Below are 14604 nucleotides of genomic sequence, written 5' to 3' on the forward strand. Positions count from 1 at the left end.
TGTTAAGCGAAACAACACGTTCTTTCGGTGGTGTGTTACTTGATATGTATGTTGTTGTCGCGTCTGTCGTACATTTCCGGTGTGGTGTGTAGACCGCCTGCGTAACCCGCTTCCTCCAAGGTTTCCCTCACATCACGAACGTCAGCAGCTGTGACTGGCGTTTGCTGGTCACCAAGGTGTTTACGCACAAAGGTAATCAACTCTGCCAGTCGAGCGTCAGAGAGGATGTCCTCAAAACTTGCCATTGGCATGAAGTTGCGCTCTGGGTCGATGTAAGTTGGTTGTAGGCCACGTACAGTTACCGCAATAGTGTTGAACGGGTCACTGTGCATGATGATGCCGTTGTTCAGGAGCGTTGGTGCTATTGGATCTCGCCCTTTACCATCGTTACCATGGCATGCTCCACATGTTTGCTTGTAGGTGGCATAGATTGGCTCTTGGTAAGCCGCTTCATCAAACCCTCTAGGCTCCAAAGGAACAGCATCTGTGGCAATGAAGTTGTTTACGTCCCCATTGAGCAGATAGTAGGACATGGACTCAACGTCTTCACGAGTCATTAAACTCAAACTGTTTTTGACCACGTCAGCCATCCCGGCAAAAGCAGTGCCTTTGTCTGAATGACCTGTGTGCAAGAAGTCGGTCAGTGTCTTTTCATCCCAACCACCCACGTACAGCTCCGTAGAGGTAATGTCAGGTGCGTTCCAGCCGTCTATCAAGTTACCTTGGAAGATGCGCTCAGGAATCAATGCTTGCGCAATATTACGCGGCGTATGGCACTCAGAGCAGTGTCCTAAGCCTGCAACCCAGTATTTGCCTTTCTGCCACTTCTCTACGTCATCCACCGTACCCTCAAGCTCTGAAGGTAGGCTGTAGTCGATAGGGTCGGTGTCCATAAAGACAATGTTCCAGCCAAGGAGACCAAGACGAATGTTCGATGGGAACATCATGTGGTTTTCATCGTTACGACGCGCCACGGCAGGAATAGATTGCATGTACTCCCACAAATCCGTCATATCTTGTTCCGTGAGGTATTGATAAGAGGTGTAGGGCATCGCCGGGTACAAGTAACCATGCTTGCCTTTACCGTGTACCAAAGCATCACGGAAGTTGTCGTAGTCGTATTCACCAATCCCTTCACTGGCGTGAGGAGTAATATTGGTCGAATAGATGGTGCCAAATGGTGTAACAAACGGTAGACCGCCGGCAAAGGGTTCACCACCTTCTGCACTGTGACAAGCCACGCAGTCCCCCGCGTGTGCCAGATATTCACCACGCTCGACAGATTGAGCGTTAAGTGCTGCAAGTTTCTGCTCTTCCTCTTCGCTGGCTTTGCGGATGTAGGCACCAATCGCCATGATTTCGTGTTCTGAGAGTTGGTTTTCAAACGCTGGCATCAAGTTATTTAAACCGTAATTGATGGTGTGTTGAATTTCTTCAATACTGCCACCATGAAGCCATACGCTGTCTGACAAATCTGGAACACCAGTTTGTTGATTGGCAAGTGAGCCATCGCCGTGACAAGAAGAACAGTATTGAGCGAATAGGTTTTTACCCAATTCGATCTTCACTTCAGGTACGTTGCTGTGGCGTTGATTGAGCGACGCAAGATAGTAAGAAATCTTGTCCACTTCGTCTTTTCTCATCACCTCAACCCAGCCGGGCATCGCACCGTTACGGCCTTTCGCTATGGAATGAATGATGGCCTCATCATCTCCGCCGTACATCCATTCTTTGTCGATAAGGTTAGGGAAGTGTTTTTGCCCTTGTGCGTTATCTCTATGGCAGGCTGCGCAATGGGTTTGAAACAACATACGACCGCTACGGACAATATCGGCATTTTGTGCAAGTGCAGCCAAAGAGGTGTCGGTTACTTGGCTGAATTGCTGATCGAGTGTGGTTGATGGCGAGCTAAGTTTGTCGTCCGCTTGGTCATAATTTGCCAAGCCTTTCCATTCACCAAGTCCTGGATACAGAACCAAATATCCCGCTGAGAGTAAAAACGCGACAGCGTAACTAATAAAGAGGAGCTTAGGTGGTGGCGCGTCCTTTTCATCGATCCCATCAAAAGAGGCGATGGTGTGGTCTTGGTCTGCTTTGTGGTTGCTACGCCAATACTTGACGATAACGCCCACCATTAGGACAAAGAAGATTATGGTGCAGGCAACGGCCCACCAGTTCCAGAATGTGCTCATGGTGCCACCTCCTGTGCTGTATCTTGACCAAGGCTTTGAAGATAGCGGATCAGCGCTTCGCCTTTGGTTTTACCGCGAACTTGTAAGCGCGCGTCGGAAATTTCTTGGTCTGTGTATGGAACCCCTAATATGCGTAGTGTCTCCATCTTGTCGCCAATTGCATCGCCCGAGAGTGTTTGTTCGAACAGCCAAGGGTAGGCCGGCATTATGGACGTTGGAATGACCTGACGGGGATCGATGAGATGCAATACATGCCATTGGTCAGAGTATTTACGGCCAAGGTTAGTTAAGTCCGGACCTGTGCGTTTTGAACCCCATAAGTTAGGGAATTCATAAATGTCATCTGACTCTTTGTTTGCACGACCGTTGCGTTTGGTTTCAGGCTCTAGAGGACGAACCATCTGCGTGTGACAGACATGACACCCTTCACTGATGTAGATATCGCGACCCGCAAGCTCAATGGCGGTTAAAGGCTTGGCCAAGCTGCCTTTGGCGATATCGTCGGTGCGAAGAATATTCGGTACAACCCAAACTGCGAGTGAGAAGGAGGCTACAACCACCGTAGTGATGATCAAGATGACCACTGAATGAGTAAAGTCTTTGCTCATCTTATGCCTCCTTTGCCACTAACACCGATGGAGAACGCACGGTTTTGTACAAGTTGAATGCCATCAGGAATAAGCCAAGTACAAAGAGTGCGCCCCCAAAGAACCGTAGGAACAACCATGGCGCTTTAAAATTCATGACTTCAATAAAGCTGTAAACCAATTCGCCATTCTCGTTCTGGGTTAGCCACATGTAGCCTTCGCCAATGCCAGCAACCCAAAGAGCGATGGCGTAAATCGCAACACCAGCATGCGCGAGCCAGAAGTGCCACTTGATCAAACGCTTCGACCACAACTCGGTTTTGTTCCATAAACGAGGGATGAAGTAGTAGAACACCGCAATGCCAGACATGCCTACCCAACCTAATGCGCCGGAGTGAACGTGGCCGATTACCCACTCAGTGTTGTGCGCGAGCATATTGAACCAGCGAATTGCCAGTAGAGGCCCTTCAAATGTAGCCAAGCAGTAGTAAAGAATGGCAGAGAAGAAGAACAAGCAAATGTAATCAGACTTGAGCTTCTCTTTGTTTTGAAGCAGCGTCATCGCACTGTTGAAAGCGCCAGCCCAAGATGGAAGCCAAAGAATGAGTGACATGATGATGCCGATGTTTTGCACCCAAATAGGTACCGATGAATAAACCAAATGGTGGGTACCTGCCCAAGTGTAAAAACCAACCAAGCCCCAAAAGTGGATGACAGACAAACGGTAAGAGTAAATAGGACGGTCAGCGGCTTTTGGTATGAAGTAATAGTTCATACCAATCACACCTGCAGTCAGTAAAAAGCCCACCGCATTGTGACCCCACCACCATTGCACAATGGCGTCTTGCGCTCCGGCGAAGACGGAATAGGACTTCATCAAAGAGACGGGCATGGCGAGATTGTTCACGATGAAGATCATCGCTATCACAATGATAAAGGCAGCGAAGAACCAGTTGGCAACGAAGATATGGTCAACTTTCCGCTTTGCAATCGTGCCAAAAAACAACACGGCGTAGAGCACCCAGACTAAGACGATCAGAAGGTCGATCGGCCACTCTAACTCAGCGTACTCTTTTGATGTTGTGTAGCCTGCGGGCAAACTGATTAACGCCAAAAAGAGTACCAGTTGCCAACCCCAGAAAACCATCCAAGATAAGCTTTGGTTAAAGAGATTACAGCGTCCGGTGCGTTGAGCGATGTAGAGAGAGGTACCCATCAAAATGTTGACTACAAAGCCGTATATCACGCCGGAAGTGTGTAGTGGTCTGAGTCGACCGAATTGGAAGTATTGAGAATCGAAGTTAAGTACTGGCCAATACAACTGTGCCGCGAGGATCACACCAATGAACATCCCGAGGATAGCCCAAACTAACGATGCCAACACAAAACACTTCACAACTTTGGTGTTGTATTGAGTTGCTGCTTGTTCCATAAGAACGCTCCTCGTTTAAGGTTGAGCTTCTTTGCCTAGCTGAGAGTAATAGTGGGCAATGTCTTCAATGTCTTGATCAGAAAGGGCGTCGGCTTGTTGTTGCATTAGCACCGCGAGACCACTGGTTCTCTCCCTTGCTTTGTAATCCTTGAGGGAAGAAATCAGATAGGTTTTGTTCTGGCCGCGTAAGTTTGGGTACGCATCAATGGTCGATATGCCATCGACACCATGACAAGTCATACAAACTTTTGCTTTTTCTTTGCCGACTTCGAATTGCTCATCACCTTCTGCAGCAAAGGTGAGGGGAGAGAAGCACACAGCGGCGACGAGAGCCGTCCTCAAAGCTGCGCTCATGTTTTGGGTGTTCTTTAATCTCATCACTGATTCCCTAGTAATTTGAATGCGTGTTTCACTAACTTGGGCGCTGATATTCCAGTTTTTCACTGTTATTGGTGGCGTGAATGCACTGGCGTATTTTTTATAGCTGTAGGTTAAAGAGTAAGCAGGTACTGACGATATCGCTACGTACGAGCCGATTTAGTTGTGAATTTAATTACTAATACGTGTGAGGCTTGTGGATTGGACAAAATCAATCTCAATAAAACTAAAGTGAAAAGAATCGCTTAGCGATACACATGTGAAAAGTGGTGAGTTTTATTGAATTAGAAGCGTTAAGCGGCGGTTTTGGAAAGAAGGCGTGAAATTGAAAACCGCTCATGATTTGAGGCAAGAGCGGTTGTGAAAGAGAGAGTTATAAAAACAAACTAACGTCCACGGTACATCATCATGTCGTAGATATGAGTGATGGAAATTGGGTCCGCCTCGATGCTTCCAATGCGTAATGAAGAGACAAGATTAAACAACGAACCAAGCACCATTGGCGCGAGAATAAGTAGGGCGATCAGAATGAAAAAGAGTACGGTTGAGTGTCTCATAAAGCACCTCCTGTCGTCTGTTCTACTGTGTTTCGATTTTAGCATTTTGAACACCATCAGATGATGAGATTATTCCGTATATTATTTGAGCTAAAACCTGATTGTGAGTGTTGTCGTTAACCACATAAACCACAAAAATAATGAAGGGATTTCACAGCAATTTACTCGATGAGAAGCATGTCACAATGTATACTGTGAGCGTTTCGCAAACGTTAACTTCCTCCAATCTAATTACACATCCTGTCAGCATTTGCGATGCAAATATAACTAGCTATCACGCATTAAAATCAATGATAAATAACCCCCTGACGAATCCCTCGCAGGGTCTTTTTTTGTGAGTAATTATGCTTAACTCAGAACGCAAAGCTGCATTCGTGCTCGTCGCTACTACGATGATCGCGGCATTAGGGTGGATCTTCTCCAAAGAAACCATTCAAGGTCTCCCACCATTCGGATTTATCGGTCTGCGATTCACCATCGCGTCACTGTGTTTGTTGCCTCTGTGTATCAAACCACTTCGTGCTGCCAATAAGAAAGATATTTTTGCCGCGGCAGGCGTAGGTGTGCTTTTAGGTGGCGCACTGATGTGTTGGATCTACGCGATTTCAATCAGTGACACGTTAGGTGAGGGCGCATTCATCATGAGCCTGTCAATGCTGTTCGTACCCATTGTCGCTTGGATTATGTTTCGCCAAAGACCTCAACGAATTTTTTGGGTTTCACTGCCGATCGCGATTCTTGGCCTAGGATGTTTGTCTTTGGCTGGTGGTTGGCAACAATCTAGCAGTCAGCTTTGGTTCTTGGGCGCGGCTTTGATGCTCGCTTTGCACTTCAACGTAAACAGCAAGTATTCGCAAAAATTGCCTGTGTTGTTGCTAACGTGTATTCAGCTGTTCGTCACGGGTTTGATTGGTTTGCTGATTTCATCGTTGGTGGAAACGGTGCCAACAGAGGTAAGCACATCTATCTGGATTTGGTTTGCGTTGAGCACGCTTTTGGCAACCAGTCTACGTTACGTGATGCAAACCATGGGGCAAAAGTTTGTCCAAGCGGGTAACGCTGCACTGATTATGATCCTTGAACCTGTCTGGACTGTAATTCTGAGTGTGATTTGGTATGGCGAAGTGCTGACCTCTAATAAACTTGTCGGCTGCGCACTTATCTTATTCTCTTTGGTGATCTACCGAACTGGCGGTAAACTTCGCTTTCCCAAACGGGTGTAATTCAGTTTATAGAGCCAACGATTCTACCCTCGTTGGCTTTTCACTCCTTTTCATTTTTAGGCAGGATGCTTTCCATGGCAAACACAGAACATCAAGAGACGCTGGATTCGCTCGATAAAATCAGCGTGTGCTTGTATCGCTTTGGTATTACTTTGTTTGCAATGGCGCTGCTTGTTTTTTCGGTTCTTATCTCTGGTGCAATTTCTAGTTCACCATTGGTTTACCAAACCTCAGTCATTGCGCTTTGTGTGGCTGGTGCGTTGTCTGCCGCGAACGTTCACGTTTACAGCAAACACATACGTGCCGTGATCAGTTGGGCCTCTTGGATTGGTTTGGTATTGATGGTGAGTGACTTGGAGTTTCAGCGTACTTGGTTAGGGCTTGGCTTTATCTTTGTGACCTTTTCGGGCATTGCGCTCAAAGAGTCTTTTTGCTTTAAAGTGCTAGGCTTGAAGATGGTGCCTGCTTTTCTCGCTGTCGCAACGTTTGCATTATGGTTTAACCTTCCAATCCTTGCTGCCATTACTATGTTGTTGGCTGGTTTGGTAATGGGTTTCCTGTCTTTTGCTAAGTGGCGTATGCCGCTGCATTTCGATATCGGTATCAAAGCGAATTACGAGATCTAACGCTGCTTTAACGCCAGCGAGACTTTTGAGGTAGGCTGGCGGTTTAACTCTTCGCTGATCATCCATCCGGCTTTTGCCAGCAACTCCAAATCTACTCCGGTCTCGATTCCTAAGCCTTGGCAAAGGTAGAGCACATCTTCGGTAGCAACATTACCTGAAGCGCCATGAGCGTAAGGGCAGCCCCCAAGCCCTGCCACACTGCTATCGACGGTATTGATACCCATCGTTAAGGCTTGGTAGATATTCGCCAACGCTTGTCCCCATGTGTCGTGAAAATGCACCGCGAGCTTGTCGGTTGGGACTTTCACTTGTACGGCTTCTAACATTTTAGCGATGCGTATCGGCGTGCCTGTACCAATGGTGTCTCCAAGTGAAACCTCATAGCAGCCTAATTCCATCAGCAGGTTGGCGACTCTTGCGACTTGCTCGGGCTTGGTTGGTCCATCGTACGGGCAATCTGCCACGCAAGATAAGTAACCCCGAACGGGAATGTTATGCTTTGCTGCCAATTCCATTACTGGTTCAAAGCGGGTAAGACTATCCGCAATCGAGCAATTGATGTTGTGTTGGCAAAAGCCCTCCGATGAGGAGGTGAAGATGGCGACTTGGGTAGCGCCGGCTTCAAGCGCTTTTTCAAAACCTTGCACATTAGGCGTTAGTGCTGAATAGATGACGTTGTCGCGGCGGGTGATTTTCTTCATAACATCGAGCGAATCCGCCATTTGAGGTACCCATTTAGGCGACACAAAAGATCCTGCCTCAATATGGGTGAGTCCTGTATCCGAGAGCAGGTTGATTAAGCGGATCTTGGCTAGCGTGGACACCGGTGATTCGTTCTGCAGACCGTCTCTCGCACCCACTTCGACAATATTTACCTTGTTTGGCAAATTCATTTCTTGCCCTTAGCTGGTTTGTTTATCCAACCCGGTTCTCGTTTCTCTAGAAAGGCTTGCAAGCCATCTTGTCCTTGCGGCGATACGCGAATATCGGCGATGAGCTGGCTTGTGTATTGGATAAGCTGACCATCAATCGGATTTTGGTGGCATTGATGGCATAACGCTTTGGCTTTTCGCATCGCATCTGGGCTATTGAGCAGCAAAGAATCAATCAAGCTTTCTACTACGGCTTCGATTTTATCCAGCTTATGAACCTCATGCACAATGCCAAACTTTTCTGCTTTGGCGGCGTTAATCACTTCGGCGCTGAGTATGTAACGACGAGCTTGACGGTTGCCCATTGCTCGCATGACATAAGGAGAGATCGTTGCGGGAACCAGTCCCAGTTTGACTTCACTCAAGCAGAAGTTCGCATTCTCCGCTGCGATGGCGATATCACAGCAACAGATCAAGCCCAATGCACCACCAAAAGCGGAACCTTGCACAACCGCAATAGTAGGCTGAGGGAAAGCGTCCAGTGTATGCATCAGGCGTGCAAGGTTTTGTGCGTCTTCTAGGTTTTGTTTTCTGGTGCTACTTGCCATGGATTTCATCCAATTCAAATCAGCCCCAGAGGAGAAATGTTTGCCGTTTCCTCGAAGCACCAAGCATCTAACATCGGTGCGCAGAGCGAGGTAGTCCAGCCTGTGGATCAGCAAGTCAATCATGCAGGCATCAAACGCATTGTGCTTCTCTGTGCGATTGAGCGTAAGCGTTGCGACGCCGAATTCATCGACGTTCCAAAGTACTTCATCTTGTCGTTGGGTATTGGGGATGATACTCGGTTGATGATCCTGCATGTGACGTCCTTTCTTTTCTTCATTTCTACATTCTGAATATGCCAAAGTTGCTGTCAGGAATTGGCGCATTGAGCGCGGCTTTTAAGGCTTGAGCCAATACTTGACGCGTTTCTTTCGGGTCGATGATGCCGTCATCCCATAAACGTGCGCTGGCGTAGTAGGGATGACCCTGAGACTCATACAAGTCTACGATAGATTCTCGGAATGCACTTTCTTCGGGCTCTGGCCATTCTTCACCTTGGCGTTTTTTCACTTCTCGACGAACTTGAGTGAGCACGCCAGCGGCTTGTTCTCCGCCCATTACTGAGATTCGTGCGTTTGGCCACATCCACATCATGGTTGGGTCATATGCACGACCGCACATGCCGTAGTTGCCCGCACCGTAAGAGCCGCCAATAATCACGGTGAACTTAGGCACATCCGCGCATGCAACAGCCATCACTAGTTTCGCGCCGTGTTTGGCAATGCCTTCCGCCTCAAGCTTTTTGCCCACCATAAACCCAGTGATGTTTTGCAAAAACAGTAGGGGAATTTTGCGTTTGGCACACAGCTCAATAAAGTGCGCGCCTTTCTGTGAGGACTCAGAAAACAAGATGCCGTTGTTCGCCACAATGCCAATCAGATTGCCGTGGATTCGTGCGAAACCGCACACTAAAGTCTTGCCATAAAGCGCTTTGAACTCGTCAAAGTCCGAGTCGTCGACCACGCGAGCGATGATCTCTCGAACATCAAAAGACAAGCGCAGATTCGCATTGACGATGCCGTACATCTCTTCAGCGTCGTAACGTGGTGGTAAAACCGGTTTGTCGCTTTGAATGGGGAGTGATTGATTGGTATTGGAGACAGCTTCGCGAGCAAGCTGTAATGCATGTTGGTCGTTTTCTGCGTAATAATCGGCAACGCCAGACTTGCGACAATGCACGTCGGCACCGCCTAACTCTTCATCGGTGACGATTTCTCCCGTAGCGGCTTTCACTAACGGTGGACCTGCCAAGAAGATGGTGCCTTGTTCTTTGACCATGATGGAAACGTCTGCCATCGCAGGTACATAAGCGCCGCCTGCGGTACAAAGCCCCATCACAACCGCGACTTGAGGAATGCCTTGCGCCGACATTCTGGCTTGGTTGAAGAAGATCCGCCCAAAGTGCTCTTTATCAGGAAAGACTTCCGCTTGATGAGGAAGGTTCGCGCCACCAGAGTCCACCAAATAGACGCAGGGTAATTGGCAACGTTGGGCGATCTCTTGCGCGCGTAGATGTTTTTTCACTGTGAGTGGGTAGTAGGTGCCGCCTTTGACGGAAGGATCGTTGGCGATCACCATGCATTGAATGCCTTCAATGGTGCCGATGCCTGCGACGACACCTGCGCATGGAATTGACTCTTCATAGACGTTCCACGCTGCGAATTGTCCGACTTCAAGAAACTCGCTGCCTTCATCCAAAAGGTGCATAACACGCTCACGAACGGGCAGTTTCCCTTTAAGGCGCTGGCGGTCAATGGCTTTTTGTCCGCCACCTTGCTTGATAGCTTTGATATTGGCATTGAGGTTGTTTACCAACTCGGTCATGACCGCTTTATTCGACAAAAATAGCTCGTCGGTTGGCTTGGTTTTACTTTCAATGATTGCCATAGTGACTTCCTTGTCGGTGGGTTATCGAGATTCTTCGAACAACTCTCGTCCAATCAGCATGCGGCGAATTTCAGAAGTGCCAGCACCAATCTCATACAGTTTGGCGTCACGGAGTAATCGCCCAGTCGCGTATTCGTTGATGTAGCCATTGCCGCCTAACAGCTGAATAGCATCGAGCGACATTTGTGTGGCAAGCTCAGCGCTGTAAAGGATCACGCCAGCGGCATCTTTACGTGTACATTCTCCTCGGTCACAGGCGGCTGCGACAGCATAAACATAAGCTTTGGCGGCGTTCATGCGTGAATACATGTCAGCAAGCTTTCCTTGTACGAGTTGGAATTCACCGATGGATTTGCCGAACTGTTTGCGGTCGTGAACATACGGAACCACTTCGTCCATACAGGCTTGCATGATGCCAAGTGGACCGGCTGCTAATACCACGCGTTCGTAATCCAAGCCACTCATCAACACTTCGACACCACGGTTTAGTTCTCCCAAAACATTCTCTTTTGGAACGACACAATCTTGGAACACCAATTCACAGGTATTGGAGCCGCGCATACCAAGTTTGTCGAGCTTCTGCGCATGGCTAAAGCCTTCAAACTCCCGCTCAATAATGAAAGCGGTGATGCCGCGAGATCCACTATTGGGATCGGTTTTCGCGTAAACCACTAAGGTATCGGCATCAGGACCATTGGTAATCCACATTTTATTGCCGTTCATCAGAAAGTGGTCACCTTTGTCTTCAGCTCGTAGCTGCATACTAACCACATCAGAACCTGAGTTCGGCTCACTCATGGCTAATGCACCGACGTGAGAACCATCAATGAGCTTAGGTAGGTACTTTTCTCGTTGAGCAGGAGAGCCATTGCGAAAGATTTGGTTAACACAAAGGTTGGAATGCGCGCCGTAACTGAGCGCGACAGACGCCGAAGCTCGGCTGATCTCTTCCATCGCAACAACATGAGCAAGATAGCCCATGCCTGCACCGCCAAACTCTTCGTCGATGGTTACGCCGAGCAAACCCATGTCACCAAGCTTGGACCACAAATGATTGGGGAATTGGTTGTCGCGGTCGATGTCTGCGGCGATGGGGGCGATATGCTCGGTGGCAAACGCGTTGACGTGGTCTCGGAGCATATCGATGGTTTCACCAAGCCCAAAGTTGAGTGGGGTGTAGCTGCTTTTCATAACATTTCCCTGTTGAAAGTACTGCGGTTTTTAGTACGGATAAGGTTCGAGTTACACTGCTTGGGCTTGGAAATTATGGTTATTCTTGTTTGTTTTGGTCGTTACAAGTTTTTAGTTATTGGCTATTAGTTTTATTGTCGCTTAGCGCTTGTTTGCATCGCTCTTTGGCGGTTTCTAGCTCGTTCATTACAACGCTAATATCATCCAGTTGCTGCTGTAAGTGCGCTTGTTTTTCATCAATGATGGTTAGCATTTTAAGCAGCTGACCATCGCTTTGTTGGGTATCGTAAAGCTCGAACAACTCTCGAATTTCCGCAAGCGAAAAACCCAATCGCTTTCCACGTAAAATCAGCTTGAGACGGATCTTATCCCTGCGTTGATATACGCGAATATTTCCTTTTCGTTCCGGCTCTATCAGCCCGACATCCTCATAAAAACGGATGCTTCGGGTCGTGATGTCGAACTCTTTGGCGAGGTCACTTATCTTGAATTTATCCACTCGGTTTTTCCCTCTAATGAATAGTTTTGGCTTCTTAAAATCCCTTCAAGCCTTGAGCTAAACGGGCTAGCTAAAAGCATGAGAGTAAATTTGTGTTGTTATTAATGTGTTTCTTTACGTTAACGTAAATGTTAGTGCTATGCTTACGTAAACGTCAAGAAATCACAGTGCGAAAATTCATCGTTTTATGAGAGGCTGGAGTGACACCACATTCTGTGTGAAAGCTCCGTGGTAGCAGGTGTGAGGGATGAATTCGTGAACTGTGAATTATCGTCAGAAGGGACGAGAACATGGGAAACGACATCTGGATTGTCAGTGCAAAGCGAACGCCAATCGGGCGCTTTCAAGGTCAGTTACAAGGGTATTCAGCGCCTCAATTAGGGGCATTTGCTATCAAAGCGGCAATGGATGCGAGTGGTGTTAGCGAAGTCGACGAAGTCTACATGGGCTGCGTATTACCTGCGGGGTGCGGACAAGCACCAGCCAGACAAGCAGCACTAGGTGCAGATCTTCCGCTTACTACAGGCTGTACCACCATCAACAAAGTGTGTGGCTCTGGCATGAAAAGCGTCATGTTAGCTCACGATCTTATCAAAGCGGGCAGCATTCGCAGTGCCATTGCTGGTGGTATGGAAAGCATGACTAATGCGCCGTACCTGCTTAAAGAAGCACGTAACGGCATGCGAATGGGTCACCAATCTACCTATGACCACATGTTTCTCGACGGTCTTCAAGATGCGTATGAAGGGCACTTGATGGGAGTCTATGCGCAGCAAACGGCTGAGCGTTCTGAATTTACCCGTGAACAAATGGATGAATGGGCGATCCTATCTGCGACAAGAGCATTGGAAGCGCAAGAGCAGCATCTGTTTGATGGCGAGATCTCGCCGATAGAAATCACGACTCGTCATAGCACTTCAACATTGGATTATGACGAGCATCCACGCTCCATCAAGCTCGACAAGATCCCCCAGCTCAAACCCGCGTTCGATAAGAACGGCTCGGTGACGGCTGCAAACTCAAGTGCGATATCCGATGGTGCTGCAGCCTTGGTGTTAATGGACTCGCAGGTGGCACAGCATCAAGGTTTAACGCCATTAGCAATCATCAAAGGGCACTCGACCCACGCCAGAAAGCCCGCCGAATTTACCCTCGCGCCCGTCTTTGCAATAGAGCAGTTGTTATCTCAACTCGATTGGTCAGTAGACGAGGTCGATCTTTGGGAGATCAATGAAGCCTTTGCTGTTGTCACGCAAATCGCGGTACGCCAATTAGGCATCGATAAAGACAAAGTAAACATCAAAGGCGGTGCGTGTGCGCTTGGGCATCCAATTGGCGCAAGTGGAGCTCGTATTATAGTGACTCTCATTCATAGCCTGCGCCAACTGCAATCGCTTGGTATAGATGGTGACAACAACAATAAAAAAGTGATGCGAGGCGTTGCATCACTTTGTATCGGTGGTGGTGAAGCCACTGCTATTGGTATCGAGATACCGCTTTAATTCCAATTACGACAAACGTTAACAAAGGACTAGATTATGACTCGCACGGTTCCCTTATTCATCGATGGTGAGTTTCGTGAATCTCAAGCTACGGATTGGGTAGACGTGACAAACCCTGCCACCAATGACGTGATTGCGCGCTTGCCATGCGCAACGGATGAAGAGATGCACGCGGCAATTGAGAGTGCAAAAGCCACCTTTACCTGTTGGAAAGATGTCGCTGTTTCGGAGCGTGCGCGTTTAATGCTGCGCTACCAACATTTACTTAAAGAACATCACGATGAACTGGCGACGTTACTTTCTCACGAAACAGGCAAGATCTTTGCGGATGCAAAAGGAGATGTGTGGCGTGGTATCGAAGTGGTCGAGCAAGCTGCCAATATTGCCAGCAACATGATGGGAGAAACCGTCGAGAATGTTGCGACCGATATCGACAGCTATTCGCTGATTCAACCGCTTGGGGTGTGCTGCGGTATTACGCCGTTTAACTTCCCTGCCATGATCCCTTTGTGGATGTTCCCAATCGCGATTGCGAGCGGAAATACCTTTGTCCTAAAACCTTCTGAACAAGTGCCTCTAACGTCAATTCGCTTGGCTGAGCTGTTCGAAGAAGCGGGTGCACCAAAAGGTGTGCTGCAAATCGTGCACGGTCGTAAGGAGCAGGTCGACTTGCTGCTAAAGCATCCCGATATCCAAGCGGTTTCTTTCGTTGGTTCTGTTCCTGTAGCGCAATACATTTACACCACAGGCACACAGAACTTCAAACGTGTTCAAGCCTTTGCTGGTGCGAAAAACCACATGGTAGTAATGCCAGATGCGAACAAAAACCAAGTGGTGAACAACTTAGTTGGCTCTTCGGTTGGTGCGGCAGGGCAACGTTGTATGGCGATATCCGTCGCGGTGTTTGTAGGCAGTTCGAAAGAGTGGATTGCCGACCTAAAGCAAGAAATGGCGAAAGTGCATCCCGGCGCTTGGGATGACGAAAATGCCGCTTACGGTCCTTTGATTAGCGCACAAGCAAAACAGCGTGTGCTTGGTTTGATTGAAGAAGG

General features: G+C 48.2%; 14 protein-coding genes. 4 read left to right on the forward strand and 10 right to left on the reverse strand.

Annotated features, from left to right (window positions below; genetic code table 11):
* Positions 1 to 35: 35 nt before the first annotated feature.
* From H735_RS23640 to H735_RS31475, 5 genes are all read right to left on the reverse strand, one after another.
* On the reverse strand, positions 36 to 2192 hold the full coding sequence (locus H735_RS23640; protein ID WP_020197233.1) for a c-type cytochrome: 2157 nt from the start codon (positions 2190 to 2192) through the stop codon (positions 36 to 38).
* Positions 2189 to 2800: a cbb3-type cytochrome c oxidase subunit II gene (locus H735_RS23645; RefSeq protein WP_009704666.1), complete on the reverse strand. Its 612-nt coding sequence runs from the start codon at positions 2798 to 2800 to the stop codon at positions 2189 to 2191. Before H735_RS23645 ends, H735_RS23640 begins: the two co-directional genes overlap by 4 nt.
* Position 2801: 1 nt before the next feature.
* Complete coding sequence (gene ccoN, locus H735_RS23650) at positions 2802 to 4211, reverse strand: cytochrome-c oxidase, cbb3-type subunit I (protein WP_020197234.1); 1410 nt, start codon at positions 4209 to 4211, stop codon at positions 2802 to 2804.
* 15 nt (positions 4212 to 4226) lie between these two features.
* Positions 4227 to 4589 (reverse strand): c-type cytochrome, encoded by a 363-nt coding sequence (locus H735_RS23655; RefSeq protein WP_020197235.1) that lies wholly within the window; start codon positions 4587 to 4589, stop codon positions 4227 to 4229.
* 386 nt (positions 4590 to 4975) lie between these two features.
* Positions 4976 to 5146: a hypothetical protein gene (locus H735_RS31475; protein ID WP_009704664.1), complete on the reverse strand. Its 171-nt coding sequence runs from the start codon at positions 5144 to 5146 to the stop codon at positions 4976 to 4978.
* Between the two features lie 344 nt (positions 5147 to 5490).
* Here H735_RS31475 and H735_RS23660 point away from each other — a divergent pair, with 344 nt between their 5' ends.
* Positions 5491 to 6369 (forward strand): DMT family transporter, encoded by an 879-nt coding sequence (locus H735_RS23660; protein WP_020197236.1) that lies wholly within the window; start codon positions 5491 to 5493, stop codon positions 6367 to 6369.
* Positions 6370 to 6443: 74 nt separating this feature from the next.
* A complete protein-coding gene (locus H735_RS23665) occupies positions 6444 to 6995 on the forward strand; it encodes a DUF2301 domain-containing membrane protein (protein WP_020197237.1) in 552 nt (183 codons plus the stop codon).
* On the opposite strand, the gene H735_RS23670 is transcribed toward H735_RS23665, so the two are convergent.
* From H735_RS23670 to H735_RS23690, 5 genes are all read right to left on the reverse strand, one after another.
* A complete protein-coding gene (locus H735_RS23670; RefSeq protein ID WP_020197238.1) occupies positions 6992 to 7888 on the reverse strand; it encodes a hydroxymethylglutaryl-CoA lyase in 897 nt (298 codons plus the stop codon). The genes H735_RS23665 and H735_RS23670 overlap by 4 nt on opposite strands.
* The gene (locus H735_RS23675) at positions 7885 to 8730 is read right to left on the reverse strand and encodes an enoyl-CoA hydratase-related protein (RefSeq protein ID WP_017188970.1); all 846 of its coding nucleotides are present in this window, start codon (positions 8728 to 8730) and stop codon (positions 7885 to 7887) included. Before H735_RS23675 ends, H735_RS23670 begins: the two co-directional genes overlap by 4 nt.
* Before the next feature lie 25 nt (positions 8731 to 8755).
* Complete coding sequence (locus H735_RS23680; protein WP_020197241.1) at positions 8756 to 10360, reverse strand: carboxyl transferase domain-containing protein; 1605 nt, start codon at positions 10358 to 10360, stop codon at positions 8756 to 8758.
* A 21-nt stretch (positions 10361 to 10381) separates the two neighbouring features.
* Entirely contained in the window at positions 10382 to 11551 is a 1170-nt protein-coding gene (locus H735_RS23685) for an isovaleryl-CoA dehydrogenase (RefSeq protein WP_020197242.1), read from the reverse strand.
* 115 nt (positions 11552 to 11666) lie between these two features.
* Complete coding sequence (locus H735_RS23690; RefSeq protein ID WP_009704658.1) at positions 11667 to 12050, reverse strand: MerR family transcriptional regulator; 384 nt, start codon at positions 12048 to 12050, stop codon at positions 11667 to 11669.
* A gap of 290 nt (positions 12051 to 12340) precedes the next feature.
* On the opposite strand from H735_RS23690, the gene H735_RS23695 reads away from it, so the two are divergent.
* Complete coding sequence (locus tag H735_RS23695; RefSeq protein ID WP_020197243.1) at positions 12341 to 13552, forward strand: thiolase family protein; 1212 nt, start codon at positions 12341 to 12343, stop codon at positions 13550 to 13552.
* A gap of 36 nt (positions 13553 to 13588) precedes the next feature.
* Positions 13589 to 14604, forward strand: a 1016-nt coding sequence (gene mmsA / locus H735_RS23700) for a CoA-acylating methylmalonate-semialdehyde dehydrogenase (protein WP_042980479.1), incomplete at its 3' end; no start/stop codon positions are given.

Source organism: Vibrio owensii CAIM 1854 = LMG 25443 (assembly GCF_000817815.1).
GTDB classification, from domain to species: Bacteria; Pseudomonadota; Gammaproteobacteria; order Enterobacterales; family Vibrionaceae; genus Vibrio; species Vibrio owensii.